15 protein-coding genes and 1 pseudogene are annotated in these 23,981 nt (G+C 73.0%); 12 read left to right on the top strand and 4 right to left on the bottom strand.

The window, feature by feature from the left end; all coding sequences use genetic code 11:
- Positions 1-4 precede the first annotated feature (4 nt).
- The 5 genes from ACFZCF_RS06350 (at position 5) to ACFZCF_RS06330 (ending at position 9,123) form a co-directional block, all read left to right on the top strand.
- Positions 5-2,272 (top strand): hypothetical protein, encoded by a 2,268-nt coding sequence (locus ACFZCF_RS06350; RefSeq protein ID WP_391285005.1) that lies wholly within the window; start codon positions 5-7, stop codon positions 2,270-2,272.
- A gap of 4 nt (positions 2,273-2,276) precedes the next feature.
- The gene (locus tag ACFZCF_RS06345) at positions 2,277-2,840 is read left to right on the top strand and encodes a hypothetical protein (protein ID WP_391285003.1); all 564 of its coding nucleotides are present in this window, start codon (positions 2,277-2,279) and stop codon (positions 2,838-2,840) included.
- Between the two features lie 518 nt (positions 2,841-3,358).
- A complete protein-coding gene (locus ACFZCF_RS06340; protein WP_391285001.1) occupies positions 3,359-5,698 on the top strand; it encodes an MMPL family transporter in 2,340 nt (779 codons plus the stop codon).
- A 179-nt stretch (positions 5,699-5,877) separates the two neighbouring features.
- Positions 5,878-6,057: a hypothetical protein gene (locus ACFZCF_RS06335; protein ID WP_388435980.1), complete on the top strand. Its 180-nt coding sequence runs from the start codon at positions 5,878-5,880 to the stop codon at positions 6,055-6,057.
- Between the two features lie 6 nt (positions 6,058-6,063).
- Entirely contained in the window at positions 6,064-9,123 is a 3,060-nt protein-coding gene (locus ACFZCF_RS06330) for an AAA family ATPase (protein WP_391285000.1), read from the top strand.
- Here ACFZCF_RS06330 and ACFZCF_RS06325 read toward each other — a convergent pair.
- The 3 genes from ACFZCF_RS06325 to ACFZCF_RS06315 form a co-directional block, all read right to left on the bottom strand.
- Entirely contained in the window at positions 9,007-9,300 is a 294-nt protein-coding gene (locus tag ACFZCF_RS06325; protein WP_388435974.1) for a DUF6191 domain-containing protein, read from the bottom strand. The genes ACFZCF_RS06330 and ACFZCF_RS06325 overlap by 117 nt on opposite strands.
- Positions 9,301-9,302: 2 nt before the next feature.
- Positions 9,303-10,451: a PQQ-dependent sugar dehydrogenase gene (locus tag ACFZCF_RS06320; RefSeq protein ID WP_391284997.1), complete on the bottom strand. Its 1,149-nt coding sequence runs from the start codon at positions 10,449-10,451 to the stop codon at positions 9,303-9,305.
- A 97-nt stretch (positions 10,452-10,548) separates the two neighbouring features.
- Positions 10,549-11,550 carry an aldo/keto reductase gene (locus ACFZCF_RS06315; protein ID WP_388435967.1) on the bottom strand — a complete coding sequence of 334 codons (1,002 nt, stop codon included), beginning with the start codon at positions 11,548-11,550 and terminating at the stop codon, positions 10,549-10,551.
- A 75-nt stretch (positions 11,551-11,625) separates the two neighbouring features.
- Between ACFZCF_RS06315 and ACFZCF_RS06310 the strand changes: the two genes are divergently transcribed.
- The 6 genes and pseudogenes from ACFZCF_RS06310 (at position 11,626) to serA (ending at position 21,624) form a co-directional block, all read left to right on the top strand.
- The gene (locus ACFZCF_RS06310; RefSeq protein WP_391284995.1) at positions 11,626-12,588 is read left to right on the top strand and encodes an NAD(P)-dependent oxidoreductase; all 963 of its coding nucleotides are present in this window, start codon (positions 11,626-11,628) and stop codon (positions 12,586-12,588) included.
- Between the two features lie 614 nt (positions 12,589-13,202).
- Positions 13,203-16,083 (top strand): annotated as a pseudogene (locus ACFZCF_RS06305) (putative bifunctional diguanylate cyclase/phosphodiesterase).
- A 231-nt stretch (positions 16,084-16,314) separates the two neighbouring features.
- Positions 16,315-18,162 (top strand): acetolactate synthase large subunit, encoded by a 1,848-nt coding sequence (locus ACFZCF_RS06300; protein ID WP_388435961.1) that lies wholly within the window; start codon positions 16,315-16,317, stop codon positions 18,160-18,162.
- Positions 18,163-18,194: 32 nt separating this feature from the next.
- Positions 18,195-18,722, top strand: a complete 528-nt coding sequence (gene ilvN / locus ACFZCF_RS06295; RefSeq protein ID WP_189946927.1) for an acetolactate synthase small subunit — start codon at positions 18,195-18,197, stop codon at positions 18,720-18,722.
- Between the two features lie 74 nt (positions 18,723-18,796).
- Positions 18,797-19,798: a ketol-acid reductoisomerase gene (ilvC, locus tag ACFZCF_RS06290; RefSeq protein WP_388435955.1), complete on the top strand. Its 1,002-nt coding sequence runs from the start codon at positions 18,797-18,799 to the stop codon at positions 19,796-19,798.
- 236 nt (positions 19,799-20,034) lie between these two features.
- Complete coding sequence (gene serA / locus ACFZCF_RS06285) at positions 20,035-21,624, top strand: phosphoglycerate dehydrogenase (protein WP_388435952.1); 1,590 nt, start codon at positions 20,035-20,037, stop codon at positions 21,622-21,624.
- 127 nt (positions 21,625-21,751) lie between these two features.
- Here serA and ACFZCF_RS06280 read toward each other — a convergent pair whose 3' ends face one another.
- On the bottom strand, positions 21,752-22,864 hold the full coding sequence (locus ACFZCF_RS06280) for a PucR family transcriptional regulator (protein ID WP_388435949.1): 1,113 nt from the start codon (positions 22,862-22,864) through the stop codon (positions 21,752-21,754).
- A 181-nt stretch (positions 22,865-23,045) separates the two neighbouring features.
- On the opposite strand from ACFZCF_RS06280, the gene ACFZCF_RS06275 reads away from it, so the two are divergent.
- Positions 23,046-23,972 (top strand): proline dehydrogenase family protein, encoded by a 927-nt coding sequence (locus ACFZCF_RS06275; protein ID WP_189946922.1) that lies wholly within the window; start codon positions 23,046-23,048, stop codon positions 23,970-23,972.
- Positions 23,973-23,981 lie beyond the last annotated feature (9 nt).

Below are 23,981 nucleotides of genomic sequence, written 5' to 3'. Positions count from 1 at the left end.
CGCCGTGCTGACATTCGACGACGTCGTCAACGCGCCCGTCGCCAAGCTGAAGGAGGCCGCGGACGACTGGTCCGAAATGGCGGCCAAGCTGAAGACGCTCGCCGCCGACGCCCGCGACGGCATGAAGGCCAAGACCGACAAGGCCCAGTGGCAGGGCGTCAACTCCGACGTCACCCGGCCCTTCATCGACAAGACGGTCAAGGAGTTCGGGGACGCCGAGGCGCAGGCCAAGGGCATCCAGCTGCTGCTCGCCGACGCCCACACCGCCTTCCTGGCGGCCCGGGACGCCCTCGTCAGGATCAGGGACGAGGAGGGCCCGGCGGCCGGCGTCCACGTCGACGCGCAGGGCAGGGTCACGCCGCGGCACGACCTGTCGAAGGACGTAGCGGCGCGCCACGACCCGGACTATCCCGGCTACGCCGCCGACGTGCGGAAACAGCAGGAGGCCGTGGCCGCCTGGCAGGCGAAGATCGACCGCATCGTCGAGGACTGCGCCGACGCCGACGACTCGCTGCGGCGCGCGCTCGCGGCGAACGTGAAGGACGCCCACGACTTCAGCGCCCCCACCTACCAGAGCCTCGACGAGGAGCAGGTCGCCCGGGCCGCGGAGCTGCTGAAGAAGGTCACCGGCGACGGCGGCACGGCCCGGAACGTCGCCGAACTGAAGGAGCTGGAGGACCTCCTCGACGACAACCGGAGCGACCCCGAGTTCGCGACCGGCTTCTACCGATGGGTGGGCGCGGAGGGCACGCTCGACGCGTACGCGAAGATGTCGCTGAACGCCACGTCCCTCGGCCCGGCGGGCCAGGACCGCGTCGACATGGTCCGCAACATCCAGTCCGACATGGGCGCCATGCTCGGCCTCGCCACCCAGCGGACGACCCCGAACCACCTCGACGTGGCGTGGACCGAAGGACTCCTCAAAGCGGGCCGCAAGGAGCTCGACGTCCCCGGCGTCGGCTTCTCGAAGATCTACGGCTACCAGGCACTGAGCGGCCTCCTCAGGGAGGGCACGTACGACAAGGACTTCCTGGTCTCCGTCGGCCGGGACATGGTCGCCATGGACCGGGAGGACCCGGGCCGCTGGTCCCAATCCCTGCCCACGAACATGGACGTGCGCATCAACCTCGACGAGAACGGCGGCAAGGGCTTCAACCCCCTCACCGGCCTCATGGAGGCCATGGCCAACAACCCGGCCGCCTCGACGGCCTTCTTCGACGAGCAGCTCCGCGGCGACACGAACAAGGACGGCATCGTCACCCTCGCCGACGAGGAGCTCACGGGCAAGGACGCCAAGAGCGTCGTCGACTACATGCTCGACAAGAAGCCCACGGAGGACTACTACGACACCGTCTCCGGCGGCGAACCGAATCCCGGCCAGGCGGCCACCGGCAACGCCCTGGAAGCCGCGGTCACCGGCCGCGTCCCCGGCGACGAGGACGCCAAGCCCGTGGAACACACCAAGGCCATGGCGAGCATCATGGAGAAGGTCGTCGAGAAGATCGGGAACTCGCCCGAGCTCGTGACGGACGGAGGATCCCTCAGCGGACTCGCCCCGACCTTCGGCAACATGGCGGCGGAGTACATGCCCGATCTCCAGGCCGCCGCGGAGAACGGTGCGAACCAGGCCATGCCCTTCGGTGAGATGGCGGAGTTCAAGAAGAACGAGATGGCCTTCTTCCTCGGCGCGGTCGGCCAGGATCCCGACGCGTACGGTGCGATCACCAACGCCCAGCAGGCGTACACGACCATGCTGGTGGCCGATGTCTTCCAGCATCCCGAACGGCACGGCGACCCCAGTGACGCGCTGAAGAACGCAGTCCATCCCGGAGGCGAGATCGCCGGAATCATGACGGAGGCGAGGGCTCAAGCCGTCCACGAGGCCAAGGCCCACGAGGCGGAGGAGTACAACAAGGGCACGGAAGAGAACGCGAAGTGGACGAACCGCATCATCGACATGGTCGGCGGCAAGTACATCGAGATGATTCCCGTGGGCGGTGACGTCATCACCTGGATCAAGGAGGACGTCACCGAATCCGCAGTGGAAAGCGCGAAGCAGGACAATACGGCCGAGGGCAGCAAGGAGGCGGCCCGGGACTACACGCAAGCCGAGTCGGCTGCGAAGGAGGCGGCTGCCAAGGCGGTCGATGCGGCCGCGCGGGGCACCGATCTCACTCCCGAGCAGATCGAGGAATATCGAGGCATTGCGTCCGTCGACGCCGGCACCGCCCATTCGGTCGGGCGCGATCTGGTTTCCAGTGCGAAGGGGTAAGGCGATGACGCGCGTGCGTCGGTCGAAGAATCTGGCCATGGCCGTGGTGGCCGGTGCGGTGACGCCGGTGCTTCTGGCGGGCTGCTCGGAGGACGAACCGAAGGCGGTTCCCGAACTGCCCGCACGCGTCTGCTGGGGCGCCTTCTCCGGCAGCGACCTGACCCCCTTTCTGCCCGCCGGGGAAAAGGTCACCGTCAGTGACGGGGACTTCGCGATGGACGAAAGCCTGGACGCGGAGACCTGCAGTGTCGACGTCGACGGGATCACCCGGTTCATGGCGCATGCCGTTCTTCGGGAGTTCGAGGGGGAGATCGAATGGTCCTCCTGGGACGGGCGCGACCCCCGCCCTCTCGACATGGGCGAGAAAGGCCTCATCTGGGACGGCGGCGCCGCCACGCACTTCGTCTGCGAGCCGTCGAAGTCCCCGTCCGACCCGGGGAAGTACATCGCCCTGTACGTCGACACCCTCTGGCAGGTCGACACGGCGAAGACTCAGAGCGCGGTGCCCGGGCTCCTGGAGAGGTTCATGACCTTCGCCCAGCGCGAGCTGAAGTGCCCCGCAGGGTGACGCGCGTGTCCCGTCGCAGCGGCGCGGCCACCGCCGTGGCTCTCGCCGGTCTGCTGGTCGGCTGCGCGCAGACGAGCCGAGGGCGGCGCCGGAGCTGCCCGAGCGCGTCTGCCGGGGGGCCTTCTCGGGGCCGGAGGTGAACCGGCTCCTGGCGCCGGCCGAGAAGTTCGACCACTAGGCGAGGCCCTTCGTGCTGACCGAGGAGGGCGACCACGCGTCGTGCCAGGTCTACGCCGACCGGGCCACCTCGTTCATGGCCGGGGTCGAGCTCCTGGCTTCCGAGGACGAGGCGGAACGGGAGATGTGGCGCTTCCCGGACGTGCTCGGGGCTCCTGAGGGACTTCCTGGCCTTCACCGAGCGTGAGCTCCGCTGCGGCGGAGGGGCCGCCGAGAGGTGGTGAGGGGGGCGCCGGCCGCCTTACCGGGCGATCTGTGAGGATCGACACGAAACGGTCAAACGATCACGTTTGGCTGCCACAGTGGGCCGCGAGCACCGATCCAGGCAGGGAGCACGTCCTTTGGCAGCCATCGCACGGTGGTTCATCCGGCACCGCCTCGTCGCCGTCATCCTGTGGGTCCTCGCCCTCGTCGGGGTCGGTGGCGCCGCCGCCTTCGCCGGCAGCGCGTACTCCAACGACTACGAGGTGCCCGGCACCGAGTCCGGGCGGGCGGCCGCCCTCCTCGACCGGGGCTTCCAGGGGCTCGGCGGCGACGTCGACACCATCGTCTGGCACACCGAGCGCGGCAGCGTCCGCGCCGACGCCGTGCAGGAGCGGGTCGGGCCGATGCTGGCGGAGGTCGCCGGACTGCCCGGCGTCGCCGCCGTCACCTCCCCGTACGGGGCCGGGGCCGCGCCCGGGCAGGTGAGCGAGGACGGGCGTACCGCCTACGCCACCGTGACCTTCCACGAGCAGGCCGACGACATCCCCGTCGAGCAGGCGCGGGCGCTCGTCGACACCGCGAAGGCCGCCGGGGCCGACGGGCTCCGGGTCGAGCTCGGCGGCAGCGCCGTCGCTCTCACCGAGGCGCCCGGCGGGCACCTCGCCGAGGCGGTCGGCGTGGCCGTCGCCGCCGTCGTCCTCTTCCTCGCCTTCGGCTCCCTCGCCGCGTCCCTGCTCCCCATCGCCACGGCCCTCGTCAGCGTCGGCATCGCCTACGGCGGGATCGTGCTCCTCGGGCACGTGATGACGGTCGCGGACTTCGCCCCCATGCTCGGCATGCTCATCGGCCTCGGCGTGGGCATCGACTACGCGCTCTTCATCGTCACCCGGCACCGCAAGGGCCTGAAACGCGGCCTGGGCGTCGCCGAGGCTGCCGAGACCGCCGTCGCCACCACCGGCAGGGCCGTCGTCTTCGCCGGCGCCACCGTCTGCATCGCCCTCCTCGGCATGCTCATCCTCCGGCTGAGCTTCCTCAACGGCGTCGCGCTCGCCGCCTCCCTCACCGTCGTCCTCACCGTCGCCGCCTCCGTCACCCTGCTGCCCGCGCTGCTCTCCCTCATCGGCATGCGCGCCCTCTCCCGGCGCGAGCGGCGCGCGCTCGCCGAGCACGGGCCGCAGCCCGAGCTGCCCACGGGCTTCGCCGCCCGCTGGTCCGCCTTCGTCGAGCGCCACCCGAAGCTCCTCGGCGCCGTCGCCGCCGTCGTCATGGGCGTCCTGGCGCTGCCGACGCTCTCGCTCCACCTCGGTACCTCCGACCAGGGCAACGGTCCGGCCACCGCCACCACCCGGCAGGCGTACGACCTCCTCGCCGAGGGCTTCGGGCCGGGCGTCAACGGCCCGCTCACCCTCGTCGCGAGCCTCGACGGCGCCGACGACCGGGTCGCCCTCGACCAGCTGCCGGCCGCGCTCGGCGCCACCAAGGGCGTCGCCTCGGTCTCCCCGGTCGCCTACAACGGTTCCGGCGACACCGCCGTCCTCACCGTCGTCCCCGACTCCTCGCCGCAGTCCGAGGCCACCAGCGAGCTCGTCGACCGCCTCCGCCAGCACGTCGTCCCGGCCGCCGAGGCCGGCACCTCCCTCGACGTCCACGTCGGCGGCATCACCGCCTCGTACGACGACTTCGCCGAGATCATCGTGGGCAAGCTGCCGCTCTTCGTCGGCGCCGTCATCGCCCTCGGCTGCCTGCTCCTGCTGCTCGCCTTCCGGTCCATCGGCATCCCGCTGAAGGCCGCCGCGATGAACATCGCCGCAGTCGCCGCCGCCTTCGGCATCGTCGTCGCCGTCTTCCAGTGGGGCTGGGGCGGCGAACTCCTCGGCCTCGGCAGCTCAGGCCCGATCGAGCCCTTCCTTCCCGTGATCATGGTCTCGGTCCTCTTCGGCCTCTCCATGGACTACCAGGTCTTCCTGGTCAGCCGGATGTACGAGGAGTGGCTGGAAACCGGTGACAACCGACGGGCGGTCCGGGTCGGTCTCGCCGAGACCAGCCGGGTGATCAACTCCGCCGCGGTCATCATGATCTCGGTCTTCCTCGCCTTCGTCCTCTCCGGCGACCGGGTCATCGCGATGTTCGGCATCGCCCTCGCCGCGGCCGTCGCCCTCGACGCCTTCGTGCTGCGCACCCTCCTCGTCCCCGCCCTCATGCACCTGCTCGGCGGCGCCAACTGGTGGCTGCCCCGGAGCCTCGACCGGATCCTGCCCCGGATCAGCATCGAGCCCCCGGAATGCCGGCTCGCCGCCGACACCCGCGCGGACCTGCCCGCCCAGCGGACGCCCGACGGCGGCGACACCGACGGCGACACCCACGCCGGGACCGGTACGGGGACGGAGAAGGGGACCGGTACAGGGACGGGGACAGCGAAGGGGACCGGTACAGGGACCGGGAGCGGGGCCGTACGGATCACTGAGGACACCGTCTGAGGCACCCCACCTCAGCCCCCCCGCCCGCGGCACCCCCGCCTAAGGCGTCCCCCGCCCCTCCCTAAGGACCCCCGCGCCGCGAACATGCGGCACTCGCCCGATGCCCCGGCACCGGCTGGGCGAGGAAGGTGGAGGCATCGCAAGGAGCGACACCGACACCACAGCCCAGGGAGCACCCCATGTTCGCGTACGAACTCCACCGCGCCGCCCACGCCGAGCTGGTCCGCGAGGCCGCCGCCCAGCGCCTGGTCCGCGAGGCCGCCCGCGCCGCCAAGGCCGCCCGCGCCCCGCGGGCCGGACACCGGGAACCCGAGGGGCGGGTGAGTACGGACCGCGACCGCTACGCCCGGGTCGCGTGACCCCGTATGAGTGAGCGGCAGGGCGCCTGTGCGATGCTCGGCGCCGTGGAGACCAGGTCCGTCAGTCCCGTCTTCGTCGGCCGCGCCGGCGAACTCACCGCCCTCACCGAGGCGCTCTCCCGTGCGACCGCGGGAGAGCCCCAGGCGCTGCTCGTCGCCGGCGAGGCCGGTGTCGGCAAGACCCGGCTCGTCGAGGAGTTCCGCGACGCGGCCTGCGAGGCCGGTGCCGTCGTCGCCCTCGGCGGCTGCGTGGAGCTCGGCGCCGACGGACTGCCCTTCGCCCCCTTCTCCACCGCGTTGCGCACCCTGCGCCGCCGGCTCCCCGAGGAGCTGACCGCCGCCGCCGACGGCCACGAGGGCGAACTGGCCCGCCTCCTGCCCGAGCTCGGCGACCCCGGCACCGCCGACGCCGGCGACGAGGACGCCACCGCCCGCCTCTTCGAGCTCACCGTCCGCCTCCTGGAGCGGATCGCCGCCGACCGCACCCTCGTCCTCGTCCTCGAAGACCTCCACTGGGCGGACACCTCCACCCGCCACCTCCTCACCTATCTGCTGCGCACCCTGCGCCGCGGCCGGATCGTGGTCGTCGCCACCTACCGCGCCGACGACATCCACCGCCGCCACCCGCTGCGCCCGCTGCTCGCCGAACTCGACCGGATGCGCACCATCCGCCGCATCGAGCTCTCCCGCTTCACCCGCGCCGAGGTGCACCGCCAGCTCACCGGCATCCTCGCCGCCGAGCCCGCCCCCGGCCTCGTCGACGAGATATTCGACCGCTCCGACGGCAACGCCTTCTTCGTCGAGGAACTCGTCGCCTCCCGCTCCTGCGGCGACGGCGCCCACCCGCTCAGCGACTCCCTCCGCGACCTCCTCCTGGTCCGCGTCGAGGCACTCCCCGAGCCCGCCCAGCGGGTCGCCCGGATCATCGCCGAGGGCGGCTCCACCGTGGAGCACGGGCTCCTCGCCGCCGTCTCCCGCCTCAGCGAGGACGAACTCATCGAGGCCCTGCGCGCCGCCGTCGGCGCCAACCTCCTCCTCGCCGTCCCCGACGGCGACGGCTACCGCTTCCGCCACTCCCTGGTCCGCGAGGCCGTCAGCGACGACCTGCTGCCCGGCGAACGCTCCCGCCTCAACCGCCGCTACGCCGAGGCCCTGGAGGCCGACCCGGGCCTCGTCCGCCCCGACGAACGGGCCACCCGCCTCGCCACGTACTGGTACCACGCCCACGACCCGGCCAAGGCGCTCCCGGCCGTCCTCGACGCCTCCGTCGCGACCCGCAAGCGCCACGCCTACGCCGAACAGCTCCGCCTCCTCGAACGGGCCATGGAGCTCTGGGACGAGGCGCCCGCCGAGGTGCGGGCCGGCCTGCGCCCCATCGACTACGCCGAGTCCTACCCCGCCTGCGGCTGCGACCCCGAGACCACCCCGCTGCGCCACCTCGACCTGCTCGCCGAGGCCGCCGTCGCCGCCCGCCTCTGCGGCGAACGCGAACGCGCTCTCAAGATCGGCAAGATGGCGCTGCGCATCCTCGACGGCGAGGACGAGCACGACCCGCTGCGCGCCGCCTGGTTCTGGGCCGAGCAGGCCCGGCTCCAGTCCAACCTCGGCCGCGGCGACGGCTGGGCCGAGATCTCCCGCGCCCAGGAACTCGTCAAGGGCCTGCCGCCGTCCGCCGTCCACGCCACCGTCCTGGCCGGCGCCGCCGGCTGGGGCATGCTGCGGAAGCCCGGTCCGGAGGCCCTCGCCGCCGCCGAACGCGCCGTCGAGTACGCCCGCCTGGTCGAGGCGGAGGCGACCGAACTCAACGCCCGCCTCACCCTCGGCACCATCATGGTCGCCGCCGGGGACCGCGAGGAGGGCCTCGCCGAGATGCACGCGGTACGCGAACGGACCACGGCGCTCGGCCAGTTCCACGAGGCGGCCCGCGCCCACATCAACATCGTCTCCGCGCTGGAGTCCCTCGGCCGCTCCGCCGAGGCCGTCGCACTCGCCGACGCGGGTCTCGAACTGACCCGCACCCGCGGCCTGGTCGAGTCCGCCGGCTGGATCCGCGGCAACCGGGCCGAGTCCCTCTTCTCGCTCGGCCGCTGGGACGAGGCGCATGCCGAGGCCGAAGGCCTCCTCGCCGCCGTCACCAGCACCAAGCCCCGCGCCTCCGCCCACGTGCGGCTCGCCCAGATCGCCGTCGCCCGCGGCGAGACCGCCACCGCCGCCCACCACCTCGACGAGGCCCGCGCCGTCTACGGCGGCCGCGACCCGATCCCGCAGTACACCCTCCCGCTGGCCTGCGTCGACGTCGCCGCGGCGGCCGCCGAGGGCCGGCTCGCCGACGTCCGCGCCCGGCTCGCCGCCGTCGCCGAGGCCGGTTTCCCGCCGGGGACCCACCGCTACGCCTGGCCCCTCGTCCTCGTCGCCGTCACCGCCGAGGCCGACAGCCGCGGCCTGCCCGCCGCCGAGGAGGGCCGCGCCGAGGCGCTGGCCGCCGTCCGCCGCTGCGTCCGGGTCCTCGCCGCCCCCGCCCCCGTCTGGACCGCCCACGCGGCGCAGGTCGCCGAGGAGCTGGCCCGCGCCGAGGGCCGCGGGACGGCCGCCCGCTGGGCCGAGGTCGTCGAGGCGTGGACCCCGCTCGGCCAGCCCTACCCGCTGGCCTGCGCCCGCCACCGGCTCGCCGACGCCCTCCTCGCCGAGGGCGGCCGGCGCGAGGAGGCCACGGCCCTGCTCCGGCAGGTCCACGCCGCCGCCGTCGCCCTCGGCGCACGGCCGCTGCGCGAGGACGTCGACCTGCTCGCCGCCCGCGCCCGGATCCCGCTGACAAACGACCCGGGCCCCGCCGCGCCGGACCCGGAGCCCGAGGCCGACGCCTTCGGCCTCACCCCCCGCGAACAGGACGTCCTGCGCCTGGTCGCGGCCGGCCGCACCAACCGGCAGATCGCCGAGGAGCTGTTCATCTCACCCAAGACGGCGAGCGTCCACGTCTCCAACATCCTCGCCAAGCTCGGCGTCTCCGGCCGGGGCGAGGCCGCCGCCCTCGCCCACCGCCTCCACCTCCTCGCCACCCCCCGCTGAGGCAGCGCCCGGCCCGGGGACCCGTATCGTCACCCGCCCCGACGCCAGGTCCACCGGCCCCCGGGCGGGGTCGGCGGCCCCCGGGTCCTCCCGGGTCAGGGCGAGGCGCCGCCGCTCCTCCTCCGCGTGCCTTCGCCCCGGGGCGAAGAAGGCGTCGAGGCCGCCGAACCCGCCCACCCTCACCTCACCTCCAGCCGGAGGATCCGGTCGTCCCCGGTCTCGGGCGTGCCCCGGCCGTCGGTCTCGCTGGTCATCAGCCACAGGCGGCCCGCGCCGTCCGCGAGGACCGTGCGCAGCCGGCCGTGCTCGCCGTCCAGGAAGGCCTCCGGCGCGCCGGAGCGCTCCGCGCCCGACAGCGGGATCCGCCACAGCCGCTCGCCCCGCAGGCCCGCCATCCACACGGCTCCGCGGGCGTACGCGATCCCGCTCGGCGAGGCCTCCGAGGTCGGCCACTGCGCCACCGGGTCCACGAACCCGGCCTTCCCCGCCCGCCCCTCGGCCGCCGGCCAGCCGTAGTTCCGGCCCGGCTCGACCAGGTTCAGCTCGTCCCAGGTGTTCTGCCCGAACTCGGCGGCCCACAGGCGCCCTTCGCCGTCCCAGGCGAGCCCCTGGACGTTCCGGTGGCCGTACGAGTACACCACCGAGCCCGGGAAGGGGTTGCCCGGCGCGGGCTTCCCGTCCGGGGTCATCCGCAGGATCTTCCCGCCCAGCGACCCCCGGTCCTGGGCGAGCCCGGTCTCTCCCGTCTCGCCGGTCCCCGCGTACAGCATCCCGTCCGGTCCGAAGGCGATCCGCCCGCCGTTGTGGACGGTGCCCTTGGGGATGCCGGTGAGCACCGGATCCGGCGTCCCCAGGCGGTCGCCGTCCCCGCCGCCGTACCGCATCCGCACGATCCTGTTGTCCGCTTCGGCGGTCAGGTAGGCGTACACCCACCCCTCGCGCACCGCGAGGCCCATCAGCCCGCCCTCGCCGCCCGGCACCACGCCCGGCACCTCGCCGAGCGGGGTCCGTTCCCCGCTCCGGCCGTCCACCCGGGTGACCGTCCGCTCGTCCCGCGAGGAGACCAGCAGGTCGCCGCCGGGCAGCGCGGCCAGCCCCCAGGGCGAGCGCAGTCCCTCGGTGAGCGTCCCCGCCACCGTCACCCGGCCGCCCCCGGCCGGCGCGCCGGAGGAGGGCGTGGCGGAGGACGGGGCGGCGGGGGAGGAGGCGGCCGGCGGCGAGGCGCTCCCGGCGGCGGGGTCTCCGGGGGCGCTGGTCGAGGAGCAGCCGGCCACGAGCGCCAGCGCGGCGGCGCCCCACAGGACCTTGGGTACGGCGGGACGTCTCATGATCCGATCCCCTTCGGCAGAACGGGCGTGCGAGCGGCATCCGTCCCTCCTTGATACACCGCCCGGCCCGCCGACGGGCCCGGCCCGGGGCGGTGTCTCAGTCCCAGGACTCCCGGGCGCCGGGCAGCGCGGCGAGCTCCGCCAGGTCGCCGGGCGTGAGCCGCAGCCCGGCCGCCGCGGCGTTCTCCACCGCCCACCGCGCCCGCTTCGTGCCCGGCACGGGCACCACGTGCCGTCCCTGCGCGAGCACCCAGGCCAGCGCCACCTGCGCCGGGGTCACCCCGTCGCCGTGCCGCTCCGCCACCCGGCGCAGCCCGGCCACCAGCGGCTGGTTCGCCGCCATCATCTCGGAGGTGAAGCGGGGGTGCCGGGCCCGCGGATCGTCCGGCTCGAAGCCACCGCCCGGCGTCAGCGTCCCGGTCAGGAACCCGCTGCCCAGCGGCATGGCCGCGAGCAGCCCGACGCCGCGCGCCGCGCACCAGGGCAGCAGCCGCGCCAGCGCCTCGGGCGCCCACAGCGACAGTTCGGCCTGCACCGCCGCCACCGGGAACACCTGCTGCACCCTGGCCAGTTGGCGGATCGTTCCCTCGTACAGATCACCGGCACGCGAACGCCGGCTCCGCCGCACCCCGACCGCGCTCAGCCCGAGCGCCCGCACCTTCCCCGCCGCCACCAGGCCCGCCATCGCGCCCCAGGTCTCCTCCACCGGGACCTCGGGGTCCGCGCGGTGCAGGAGGTAGAGGTCGAGGACGTCCGTCTGGAGCCGCCGCAGGGAGGCGTCGCAGGCGCGACGCACGTACTCCGGCCGTCCGTTCGCCACCACGTGCCCGTCGCCGACGAGGAGTCCGCACTTCGTCGACACGAAGACGTCCGAGCGGCGCTCCTTCAACACCCGCCCGAGCAGCAGCTCGTTGGTGAACGGCCCGTACATGTCGGCGGTGTCGAGCAGGCTCACCCCGGCGTCCAGGGCCGCGTGCACCGCCCGCAGCGAGCGGTCACCGCGCTGCTGCGAGCGGCTGTAGCCCCAGTTCATCGGCATGCAGCCGAGCCCCACTGCCCCCACGCCGAGCGCCGTCGCCCCGATAGTCCTGCGCTCCACGTGCCGCTACCCCTCCTTGTGCCGCCCCCCAAAGTAACCAATGGCGCACGGGATTCTTCGCATAGCCTCCCGGTCATGACACTCGCACCCACCACCGCCGACGTGTGGCTCCCGATCCCCGCCGACGAGATCGACGGGCTGCCCGACCCGGGCGCGTCGGGACTGAACTACCGCTTCTGGGACGGCGGAGCCGACTTCCCGGCCGATCCGGCCGACTGCGGTTTCTACGTCGTCCCGTACATGAAGGGCTCCGCGGTCGCGGTCCGGCCGCTCGCCGCGATGACCTCGCTGCGCGTCGTCCAGACCCTCTCGGCCGGCATCGACCACGTCGTCCCCGGCCTGGGCGACCTCGGCCCCGGCGTCTCGGTCTGCAACGCCAAGGGCGTCCACGAGGCCAGCACCGCCGAGCTCACCCTCGCCCTGATCCTCGCCTCGCTGCGCGGCATCCCGCGCTTCGTGCGCGGCCAGGACGCGGAGGAGTGGCGGGACGGCTTCTACCCGGCGCTCGCCGACAAGTCCGTGCTGATCGTCGGGTACGGGTCGATCGGCGCGGCGATCGAGGACCGGCTCGCGCCCTTCGAGTGCGCGCGGGTGGCGCGCGTGGCGCGCTCCGCGCGCACCACGGCGCGCGGTCCGGTGCACCCCTTGGCCGATCTCCCCTCCCTGCTCCCCGAGGCGGACGTGGTGGTGCTGTCCACTCCGCTCACGCCCGAGACCCGGCACCTGGCGGACGCGGGGTTCCTGGCCCGGATGAAGGACGGGGCGCTGCTCGTCAACGTCGCGCGCGGCCCGGTGGTGGACACGAACGCCCTGCTCAAGGAGGTGGAGAGCGGACGGATCACGGCGGCGCTGGACGTCACCGACCCGGAACCGCTGCCGGCCGGGCACCCGCTGTGGCACGCGCCCGGGGTGCTGGTGACGCCGCACGTCGGCGGTTCCACCTCGGCGTTCATGCCGCGGGCGAAGCGGCTGATCGCGGCGCAGGTCGGACGGTACGCGGCCGGGGAGGAGCTCGCGAACGTCCTCCGCACCACCTGAGGACCACCTGTCCGGGGGTTCCGGGGGCCCGTGCGCCCGAGTGCGCCCCGTGCCGCGCCGCCCGCAAGCCCCCCTCGCCGTCACGGAGAGTACTGCAACCCTGTCCCTGAGTGACGGTCCTGGTGTATCGTCCCGGATCGGGGGACATGCGTCTGTACGGGCTGACGCTGGGGAGTGAAGTGACGGGCCATCAGATTCCGAGGGGGGTGACGGGTGAAGCACGGCCGACGGACCGCCGGTCCGGCGCGGCGACGCCGCCGGGACCTCTCCCGCCCTTCCCTGCCGACCTCGCGCGTCCGGTGCCGGACCAGGCCGCGCCGCACCGCGCGGAGCTCCTGGACGGCACGCCGGGCGCCGACGCCGCGGGCCTGCCGCGGCTCCCGGCGCCCGGGACCGAACCGACCGCCCCGGGGCCGTACGCCCACGGCTCCGGCACACCCGGCCCGGCCCCGGCGCGCCCGGCGCGCGACGTGCCCGCCCCCCGCGGCGCCGCGGACGCCGCGCCCGGTGCCCGGAGCGCGCACGCCTTCGGTCCGCCGGACGGCGAGGCCGGCGGCCTCGGACACGACACGGGGCGGGGGAGCCGGGTGAGCGGCACCGGCGCCCCCGCGCTGATGCGGCGCGGGCCCGCCCCCGCGGGGCCGCGCGGACCCGAGCGGCCCGACCACGGTCCCGGACACCGGGCCACCTGGGCCGGCTCGCTCCTCGCGCAGATCGGCCTCGGCCTCGTCTGCGCCGGCTACACCACCGGCGCGGCGCTCGGCTGGGGCTCGCCCCGGCTCGCCCTGTTCATGGGCGACTTCGGGCTGAGCGCCGCCGCCCTCACCGCCGCCGTCTCCTGCTTCCTCTACGCCGGGACCCAGGCCGGCGGCACCCGCCCCGCCTGGCTCCTCTTCGCCTTCTCGTCCTTCATGGCCGGCGCCGGGAACGCCGTCTGGGGCTGGTACGAAGTCGTGCTCGGCCGGGACGTCCCCGAGTCCTCCGTCGCCGACCTGTTCTTCTTACTCTTCGCCCCGCCCGCCATCGTCGGCCTCCTCGTCCTCGCCAAGAAGCCCATGACCCGGGCCGGCTGGGTCTGCCTGGGGCTCGACGCCTGGCTCATCGCCGGGTCCCTGCTGACCCTCTCCTGGAGCCTCGCCCTCGCCCACACCGCCCACTTCCAGGGCGAGTCCGTGGCCCAGGCCGCGCTGTCGCTCGCGTACCCGCTGCTCGACATCGTGCTCGTCAGCATGGTCCTCGCCCTCCACTTCCGGCGCTCCCCGGGCAACCGCTCGGCGGTCAACACCGCCATCGCCGCGCTCGCCCTCACCGTGCTCTGCGACGCCCTCTTCACCTCGCCGCTGCTGCGCGCCAGCTACGTCTCGGGCCAGCTGCTCGACGCCGGCTGGTTCGCCGGCTCCCTGCTGCTCGCCTACGCGCCCTGGGGCGCCCACCGCCCGCCGGACACCGCGGCGGCCCGCCCGCCGGGGCCCGTCAGCCGTCCCATCGCCGGCTCGCTCGCCGCCCTCACGCCGTACCTCGCCGCCGCCGTCTGCACCCTCGGCATCCTGTACAACGTCGTCGAGGGGCGCCGGGTCGACCGCGTCGTCGTCCTCACCGGCTGCGCCGTCGTCCTCGCCCTCGTCGTCCGCCAGGGCATCATGCTGATCGACAACATCGCCCTCACCCACGAACTGGCCCAGAAGGAGAACCACTTCAGGTCGCTCGTACAGAGCTCCAGCGACGTCATCATGATCGCCGCGCCCAACGGCGTCCTGCGCTACGTCAGCCCCGCCGCCACCGGGGTGTACGGCCGGGACGCCGAGGAGCTCATCGGCTCGGAGCTGGCCGCGCTCATCCATCCCGAGGACCTCGGCGCCGTCGTCCACGAGATCCGCCGCTTCCTCGCCGCCTCGCCCGCGGAGGAGCCCACCACCCGCATCGAGTGCCGGTTCCGCTCCGGCCACGCGGGCCGGCCGGGCGAGTCGGACGGCGGGGTGGAGTGGCTCCACGTCGAGTCCACCGTCAACCGCCACCAGGGCGGCCTGATCTTCAACAGCCGCGACGTCACCGAGCGGGTCCGCCTCCAGGCGCAGTTGCAGCACAACGCCGAGCACGACCCGCTCACCGAGCTGCCCAACCGCGCGCTCTTCACCCGCCGCGTCGGACAGGCCCTCGGCGGCCGCCGCTCCTCCGACCCCGGCACCGCCGTGCTCTTCATCGACCTCGACGGCTTCAAGGCGGTCAACGACCGGCTCGGCCACCAGGCCGGGGACGACCTCCTGGTCCAGGCCGCCCGCCGCCTCCAGGAGGCCGTCCGCGCCGGGGACACCGCCGCCCGGCTCGGCGGCGACGAGTTCGCCGCCCTCATCCTCGGCGACGGGCTGCGCGACCGCACCGCCCGCGAGACCCAGGTCCAGGAGATCGCCGACCGGCTCCGGCTCACCCTCTCCCGCCCCTACCGCGTCGACGGCGGCACCGAGGTCAAGGTCGCCGCGTCCATCGGCGTCGCCTTCGCCGAGCCCGGCATCGGCGCCGCGGACCTGCTGCGCAACGCCGACCTCGCCATGTACCGCGCCAAGGCCGGCGGCAAGGACCGGGTCGAGCTGTACGTCCCCCAGATGCAGGCCGAGGTCGCCCGGCGCACCGAGCTCGCCGCCCGGCTGCGCAGCGCGCTCCACGACGGCGAGTTCGCGCTCCTCCACCAGCCCGTGGTCGACCTCGCCACCGGCCGGGTCTCCGCCGTCAGCGCGCAGGCCCGCTGGCGCTCCGCCCAGGGCATCCTCTTCACCCCCGGCGAGTACCTCCGGGTCACCGACGGCGGCGAGCGCACCGCGGAGCTCGACCGCTGGCTCCTGGAGGAGGCCGTCGAGCAGGCCGCCGAGCGGGCCGCGGCCGGCCACCGCACCCCGGTCTCCGTCCGGGTCTCCGCCCGCCGGCTGCTCGACCGCTCGCTGCCCCTCGGCTCCGTCGAGGCCCTGCTCGCCCGGCACGGGCTGCCCTCCGGATCCCTCGTCGTCGAGCTGGCCGACACCGGCGAGCGGACCCCCCTCGACGAACTGGAGCAGCGCCTGGTCGCCCTGCGCCGCCTCGGCGTCCGCATCGCCCTCGACGGCTTCGGCAGCGGACACGTCGCCGTTCAGGCCCTCCGGCGCCTCCCCGTCGACATACTGAAACTGGACAGGGCACTCGTCGAAGGAGTGGTCGAATCCGCCCGGCTCCGCAAGATCACCAACGGGGTGCTCCGGATCGCCGGCGAGCTGGGCCTGCAGACCGTCGCCGAGGGCGTCGACGCCCCCGAGCAGGTGCTCGCCCTGCGGTCCATGGGCTGCCGGCACGCCCAGGGCACGGCCTTCTCGGGCCCGCTCGACGAGTACCGGCTGCGGCGCGCCCTCGTCCGGGGCGACTATCCGCTGCCCGGAGCCGTCTCCGTACCGGCCGGCAAGGGGTCCGGGGAGCGGCGGAATCCCTCCCCCGATCAGCTCACATGATGAGACGCGCGTCCCACCCACTTGACAGTGGTGCGGCCCGGGAGGGAGGGTCATTGCCATGCGCACCCGAATTCTCGTACTTGGAAAGCGCGTCGGCTGAAGCCGGGCCCCTGAAGGCCGGCTGAGAACCACCCGACGCGCTCCCCTCGCTTGCCTTCCGGCACGAGGGGTTTTTTGTTGCACCGGTTCTCCCGGAAGTCGACGCCGAACCCCATCGAACCCCCGCAAAAACCCTCCGCCTCGAGAAGAGATGCTGATGACCGAGCAGGCCACCGGGCACCATCCGCAGCCGCGGCCCCGCAGCGGCGCGACGCCCGCCCCCACCGTCGAGCACGTCACGGGTGCGCAGTCCCTCATCCGCTCGCTCGAAGAGGTGGGTGCGGACACCGTCTTCGGCATTCCGGGCGGCTGCATCCTCCCGGCGTACGACCCGATGATGGACAGCGAGAAGGTCCGTCACATCCTGGTCCGCCACGAGCAGGGGGCCGGCCACGCCGCCACCGGCTACGCGCAGGCCACCGGCAAGGTCGGCGTCTGCATGGCCACCTCGGGACCCGGGGCCACCAACCTCGTCACCCCGATCGCCGACGCGCACATGGACTCGGTCCCGCTGGTCGCGATCACCGGTCAGGTCGCCTCCAAGGCGATCGGGACCGACGCCTTCCAGGAGGCGGACATCGTCGGCATCACCATGCCGATCACCAAGCACAACTTCCTGGTCACCAAGGCCGACGACATCGCGAGGACCATCGCCGAGGCCTTCCACATCGCCTCCACCGGCCGCCCCGGCCCGGTCCTGGTCGACATCGCCAAGGACGCCCTCCAGGCCAAGACGACCTTCTCCTGGCCGCCGCAGACCGAACTGCCCGGCTACCGCCCGGTGACCAAGCCGCACGCCAAGCAGATCCGCGAGGCCGCCAAGCTGATCACCGGCGCGAAGCGTCCGGTCCTGTACGTCGGCGGCGGTGTGATCAAGGCCGGCGCCACGGCCGAGCTGAAGGTCCTCGCCGAGCTGACGGGCGCCCCCGTCACCACCACCCTGATGGCCCTGGGCGCCTTCCCCGACAGCCACCCGCAGCACGTCGGCATGCCCGGCATGCACGGCGCCGTCACCGCCGTCACCGCGCTCCAGAAGGCCGACCTGATCGTCGCCCTCGGCGCCCGCTTCGACGACCGCGTCACCGGCAAGCTGGACAGCTTCGCCCCCTACGCCAAGATCGTCCACGCGGACATCGACCCGGCCGAGATCGGCAAGAACCGCGCCGCCGACGTCCCGATCGTCGGGGACGCCCGCGAGGTCATCGCCGACCTGGTCCAGGCCGTCCAGGCCGAGCACACCGAGGGCAACAAGGGCGACTACACCGCCTGGTGGTCCGACCTGAACCGCTGGCGCGAGACCTACCCGCTCGGGTACGACCTGCCGGAGGACGGCAGCCTCTCCCCGCAGCAGGTCATCGAGCGCATCGGCCGGCTCGCCCCCGAGGGCACGATCTTCACCGCCGGCGTCGGCCAGCACCAGATGTGGGCCGCCCACTTCATCGACTACGAGAAGCCCTCCACCTGGCTCAACTCCGGCGGCGCCGGGACCATGGGCTACGCCGTCCCGGCCGCCATGGGCGCCAAGGCCGGCATGCCCGAGCGCACGGTCTGGGCGATCGACGGCGACGGCTGCTTCCAGATGACCAATCAGGAGCTCACCACCTGCGCCCTGAACAACATCCCGATCAAGGTCGCCATCATCAACAACGGCGCCCTCGGGATGGTCCGCCAGTGGCAGACCCTGTTCTACAACCAGCGCTACTCCAACACCGTCCTGCACTCCGGCCCGGACGACGTCAACCCGGACGCCAAGGGCACCCGCGTCCCGGACTTCGTGAAGCTCTCCGAGGCCATGGGCTGCGTCGCGCTGCGCTGCGAGTCCCCGGAGGACCTCGACAAGGTCATCGCCGAGGCCAACGCGATCAACGACCGGCCGGTCGTCGTCGACTTCATCGTCCACGAGGACGCCCAGGTCTGGCCGATGGTCGCCGCCGGCACCTCCAACGACGAGGTCATGGCCGCGCGGGGCGTCCGCCCCGACTTCGGCGACGGCGAAGACGACTGAGCACGCAGAGCGAAGAAGGAAGAGACCCAGACATGTCCACCAAGCACACGCTCTCCGTCCTCGTCGAGAACACGCCCGGCATCCTCGCCCGGATCGCCGCCCTGTTCTCCCGCCGCGGCTTCAACATCGACTCCCTCGCCGTCGGCGTCACCGAGCACCCCGACATCAGCCGCATCACCATCGTGGTGGGCGTCGAGGACCTGCCCCTGGAGCAGGTGACCAAGCAGCTCAACAAGCTGGTCAACGTCCTGAAGATCGTCGAACTCGAGCCCAGCGCCGCGATCCAGCGCGAGCTCGTCCTGGTGAAGGTCCGCGCCGACAACGAGACCCGCTCCCAGATCGTCGAGATCGTCAAGCTCTTCCGCGCCAAGACCGTCGACGTCTCGCCCGAGGCCGTCACCATCGAGGCCACCGGTTCGAGCGACAAGCTGGACGCCATGCTCAAGATGCTGGAGCAGTTCGGCATCAAGGAACTCGTCCAGTCGGGCACCATCGCCATAGGGCGCGGCGCCCGGTCCATCACGGACCGGTCCCTGCGGGCGCTCGACCGTTCCGCCTGACGAGACCAGAAGACTTTCCGTCCCCCTCCCGCCGTACGGTGGGACGCAACACCAGCACACCAAGGAGAATCCCAGTGGCCGAGCTGTTCTACGACGCCGACGCCGACCTCTCGATCATCCAGGGCCGCAAGGTCGCGGTGATCGGTTACGGCAGCCAGGGCCACGCCCACGCGCTGTCGCTCCGCGACTCGGGTGTCGACGTCCGCGTCGGTCTGCACGAGGGCTCGAAGTCCAAGGCGAAGGCCGAGGAGCAGGGCCTGCGCGTCGTCAGCCCCGCCGAGGCGGCGGCCGAGGCCGACCTCATCATGATCCTGATCCCGGACCCGATCCAGGCCAAGGTCTACGAGGAGTCCATCGCGCCGAACCTGAAGGACGGCGACGCGCTGTTCTTCGCCCACGGCTTCAACGTCCGCTTCGGCTTCATCAAGCCCCCGGCCGGTGTCGACGTCGCCCTGGTCGCCCCGAAGGGCCCGGGCCACCTGGTCCGCCGCCAGTACGAGGAGGGCCGCGGCGTCCCCGCGATCGCCGCCGTCGAGCAGGACGCCACGGGCAACGCGTTCGCCCTCGCCCTGTCGTACGCGAAGGCGATCGGCGGCACCCGCGCCGGCGTCATCAAGACCACCTTCACCGAGGAGACCGAGACCGACCTCTTCGGCGAGCAGGCCGTCCTCTGCGGTGGCGCCTCCGCGCTCGTCAAGGCGGGCTTCGAGACCCTGGTCGAGGCCGGCTACCAGCCGGAGATCGCCTACTTCGAGTGCCTCCACGAGCTGAAGCTCATCGTCGACCTGATGTACGAGGGCGGCCTGGAGAAGATGCGCTGGTCCGTCTCCGAGACCGCCGAGTGGGGCGACTACATCACCGGCCCGCGCGTCATCACCGCCGACACCAAGGCCGAGATGAAGAAGGTCCTCACCGAGATCCAGGACGGCACCTTCGCCAAGAACTGGATGGACGAGTACCACGGTGGTCTGAAGAAGTACAACGAGTACAAGACCCAGGACGAGAAGCACCTCCTGGAGACCACCGGCAAGGAGCTGCGCAAGCTCATGAGCTGGGTGAACGACGAGGAGGCGTAAGCCTCTCGGCACGGGGCCGGACATGTCGTCCGGCCCCGTGCCGCATCCTTGGACACCCCGTCCAACCACGGACGGGTGATCCTTCCGATGAGGCGTACGACGTGCGCCGATGCGGCACTACACTGCTCAACAACATCGCGTCTGGCCCACAGCGTCGTGCGCTTTCACGCGGCAAGCCCCCTCCACCGCCTGCGGCCGTCGGGACGGCCGTCCGCACTGCCTCTGTGAGGACTCACGTGAGCTCGAAACCTGTCGTACTCATCGCTGAAGAGCTGTCGCCCGCCACCGTCGACGCCCTGGGACCGGACTTCGAGATCCGGCACTGCAACGGCGCCGACCGCGCCGAGCTGATCCCCGCGATCGCCGACGTCGACGCCATCCTCATCCGCTCGGCGACCAAGGTCGACGCGGAGGCCATCGCCGCCGCCAGGAAGCTCCGGGTCGTCGCCCGCGCCGGCGTCGGCCTGGACAACGTGGACGTGTCCGCCGCCACCAAGGCCGGCGTGATGGTCGTGAACGCGCCGACCTCCAACATCGTCACCGCCGCCGAGCTGGCCTGCGGCCTCCTCGTCGCCACCGCGCGCAACATCCCGCAGGCCAACACCGCGCTGAAGAACGGCGAGTGGAAGCGGAACAAGTACACGGGCGTCGAGCTCAGCGAGAAGACCCTCGGCGTCGTCGGCCTCGGCCGCATCGGCGTCCTGGTCGCCCAGCGGATGTCCGCCTTCGGCATGAAGATCGTCGCCTACGACCCCTATGTGCAGCCGGCCCGCGCCGCCCAGATGGGGGTGAAGCTGCTGACCCTGGACGAGCTCCTGGAGGTCGCCGACTTCATCACCGTCCACCTGCCGAAGACCCCCGAGACCCTCGGCCTCATCGGTGACGAGGCGCTGCACAAGGTCAAGCCGAGCGTCCGCATCGTCAACGCCGCCCGCGGCGGGATCGTCGACGAGGCCGCCCTGTACTCGGCCCTCAAGGAGGGCCGCGTCGCCGGCGCAGGCCTCGACGTGTACGCCAAGGAACCCTGCACGGACTCCCCGCTCTTCGAGCTCGACCAGGTCGTCTGCACCCCGCACCTGGGCGCCTCCACCGACGAGGCCCAGGAGAAGGCCGGCATCGCCGTCGCCCGCTCGGTGCGCCTCGCGCTCGCCGGCGAGCTGGTGCCGGACGCGGTCAACGTCCAGGGCGGCGTCATCGCCGAGGACGTCAAGCCGGGCCTGCCGCTCGCCGAGAAGCTCGGCCGGATCTTCACCGCCCTCGCGGGCGAGGTCGCGGCCCGTCTCGACGTCGAGGTGTACGGCGAGATCACCCAGCACGACGTCAAGGTGCTGGAACTCTCCGCGCTCAAGGGCGTGTTCGAGGACGTCGTCGACGAGACCGTGTCCTATGTGAACGCCCCGCTCTTCGCGCAGGAGCGCGGTGTCGAGGTCCGCCTCACCACCAGCTCCGAGTCGCCCGACCACCGCAACATGGTCACCGTGCGCGGCACCCTCTCCAGCGGTGAGGAGGTGTCGGTCTCCGGCACCCTGGCCGGCCCCAAGCACCTCCAGAAGATCGTCGCCGTCGGCGACTACGACGTGGACCTGGCGCTCGCCGACCACATGGTCGTGCTGCGCTACGAGGACCGTCCCGGTGTCGTCGGCACCGTCGGCCGGATCCTCGGCGAGGCCGGTCTCAACATCGCGGGCATGCAGGTCTCCCGTACGGAGGAGGGCGGCGAGGCGCTCGTCGTGCTCACCGTCGACGACACCGTCCCCGCCGCCGTGATCGCCGAGATCTCCACGGAGATCGGCGCCAACTCGGCCCGCTCGGTCAACCTGATCTGACGCACGCCCCCGCGCCCGGTCGTCGGCCGCTCGTCCCGCACGAGCCCGACGGCCGGGCGCCGTGCTGCCGCGACCACCTCAGCGCCCCCGCGCGTACCAGGAGCCGTACGCCGCTCCCGCGAGACCCCTACAGCCGGGCCGACTTCAGGGACATGTGGAGCAGCAGTCGGTCCTCGCCGTCGTCCAGGTCCAGGCCGGTGAGCTGCTCGACGCGGGACAGGCGGTAGTAGAGGGTCTGCCGGTGGATGCCCAGGGCCGCCGCCGTGCGGCCCGCCTGGCCCGCGTGGTCGAGGTACGCCTCGGCCGTGCGGGCCAGTTCCGTGTGGGCGGGGGCCAGCAGCGGCGCCACGACCGGGTCGACCTCGGGGTGGTAGAGCGCCGCCAGGAGTCGGTACGGGCCGATCCCCGCCCACTGCGCGACCGGGCCCAGTCTCGGCTGCGCCGCTGCGGCACGGGCCGCCGTGCTCGCCTCCCGCCAGGCCGCCGGAAGCTCCGCGAGGCCCCGCCGCGGGGTGGCGATCCCGGCCGGGGCGCCCCCGCGCAGCCGCTCGGCGGCCGAGCGGGCGGGGGCCGGGTCCTCGGCCGTGCGCAGCCGTACCAGGAGGGCGAGGGAGGCGGCGTCCGGGAGGGCGGCGACCGCCGCCACGCCGGGGACGGCCCGCACGGAGGGGGCGTCCCCCTGCCACGGGGTCACGCACACGACGGCGTGCACCCCGTCCGCGCTGGGACCCAGAGCCGCCCGCAGCGCCGCGACCGCCATCTCGCTCTGCCAGCCGCGCCCGGCCGTCAGGGCCGCGGCGAACTCGCGCGAGAGGTCCGCGCCGGCCCGTTCCTCGTCGGCGAGGAGCCCGCCGATCCGGGCGGCCACCTCCATGGCCGCCGCGAGCTGCTCGCGCGTGGGCCCCGGCTCGGCGTCGAGCAGCCACACGTACCCGAGGACGACACCCCGATGGCGTACGGGGAGGCAGACGCGGTCCCGGAAGACGCCCGCGTCCGGGGAGGCGGGGATGCGGACCGGCCCCTCTGCCCGGGTGATGCCGAAGCCCTCGAACCAGGCGCGGACCGCCGGGGTGGACCTGCGGGTGAGGATCGAGCGGGTGCGGACCGGGTCCATCGCGCTGTCGTCGTCGCTGTCGTGGGCCCCGAAGGCGATCAGCCCGAAATCACGGTTCTCCAGGGTCGCCGGGGCCCCGAGGAGCGCGGAGATCTCGTCCACCAGGTCTTGGTAATCGCCCTTCACCGATCCATTCTCGCACCCCCTCAGACAGATGTATGAGAGGCGGGCCACGGATGCGTGACAGGTGTAGGTGGCGGACGATCGGACCGATTCGTAGGTTTCGCAGTGGTTATCCGTGCTGTTCCGGTTCGTTCGCTTCGTTCGGGTACGGCCTCGTTCTACCCTTGCCCTCTGGAGGTGCCCCGTGCTGGGTCCCGTGATCCTCGCCGCGTCGCGCAGCGACAAGATGCGCCGTCTCGTGTCGGCAGCGCCCGGGACCAAGCAGGTCGTGGCGCGCTTCATCGCCGGCGAGATCGTGGACGACGTCGTCCCGATCGTCCGGGACCTGACCGACCGCGGCCTGGAGGTCACCCTCGACGTCGTCGGCGAGGACATCACCACCGTCGAGCAGTCCTACGCCGCCCGGGACGCCTACCTGGAGCTGATCGGCCGCCTCAAGGAGCTGGGCCTCGGCGAGCGCGCCGAGATGTCCGTCAAGCTGTCGATGTTCGGGCAGTCCCTGGAGGACGGGCACGAGCTGGCCCTCTCCAACGTCCGCCCGGTCGTGGTCGCCGCCGCCGAGATCGGCACCACGGTCACCCTGGACGCCGAGGACCACACCACCCTCGACTCGATGTTCGCCATCCACGAGGAGCTGCGGAAGGACTTCCCGCAGACCGGCTGCGTCATCCAGGCCTACCTCTTCCGCACCGAGGAGGACGCCCGCCGCCTCGCCGCCAACGGCTCCCGCGTGCGCATCGTGAAGGGCGCCTACAAGGAGCCCGCCGAGGTCGCCCTCCAGGACAAGGCCGAGATCGACAAGGCGTACGTCCGGATCATGAAGATCCTGATGGACGGCGAGGGCTACCCGATGATCGGCTCCCACGACCCGCGCCTGATCGCCATCGGCCAGGAGCTGGCCCGCCGCGCCGGCCGCAAGCTGGACGAGTACGAGTTCCAGATGCTGTACGGCATCCGCTCCGAGGAGCAGAACCGCCTGGCCGCCGAGGGCCACCGCATGCGCGTCTACACGGCCTACGGCACCGACTGGTACGGCTACTTCATGCGCCGTCTCGCCGAGAAGCCGGCCAACCTGCTCTTCTTCGTCCGCTCCATCCTGACCAAGGGCTGAGCCCACCTC

Origin of the sequence: Streptomyces sp. NPDC007945 (assembly GCF_042958885.1) — a bacterium.
In the GTDB taxonomy this organism is placed as follows: domain Bacteria; phylum Actinomycetota; class Actinomycetes; order Streptomycetales; family Streptomycetaceae; genus Streptomyces.
This window is presented reverse-complemented; position numbering and strand designations above follow the sequence as displayed.

Bases quoted from the DNA above. Each gene is read 5' to 3' on its own strand.
- ACFZCF_RS06310 (WP_391284995.1), top strand. From the start codon at position 11,626: ATGACACTCGCACCCACCACCGCCGACGTGTGGCTCCCGATCCCCGCC.
- ACFZCF_RS06300 (WP_388435961.1), top strand. From the start codon at position 16,315: ATGACCGAGCAGGCCACCGGGCACCATCCGCAGCCGCGGCCCCGCAGC.
- ACFZCF_RS06330 (WP_391285000.1), top strand. From the start codon at position 6,064: ATGAGTGAGCGGCAGGGCGCCTGTGCGATGCTCGGCGCCGTGGAGACC.
- ACFZCF_RS06320 (WP_391284997.1), bottom strand. From the start codon at position 10,451: ATGAGACGTCCCGCCGTACCCAAGGTCCTGTGGGGCGCCGCCGCGCTG.
- ACFZCF_RS06345 (WP_391285003.1), top strand. From the start codon at position 2,277: ATGACGCGCGTGCGTCGGTCGAAGAATCTGGCCATGGCCGTGGTGGCC.
- ilvN (WP_189946927.1), top strand. From the start codon at position 18,195: ATGTCCACCAAGCACACGCTCTCCGTCCTCGTCGAGAACACGCCCGGC.
- ACFZCF_RS06335 (WP_388435980.1), top strand. From the start codon at position 5,878: ATGTTCGCGTACGAACTCCACCGCGCCGCCCACGCCGAGCTGGTCCGC.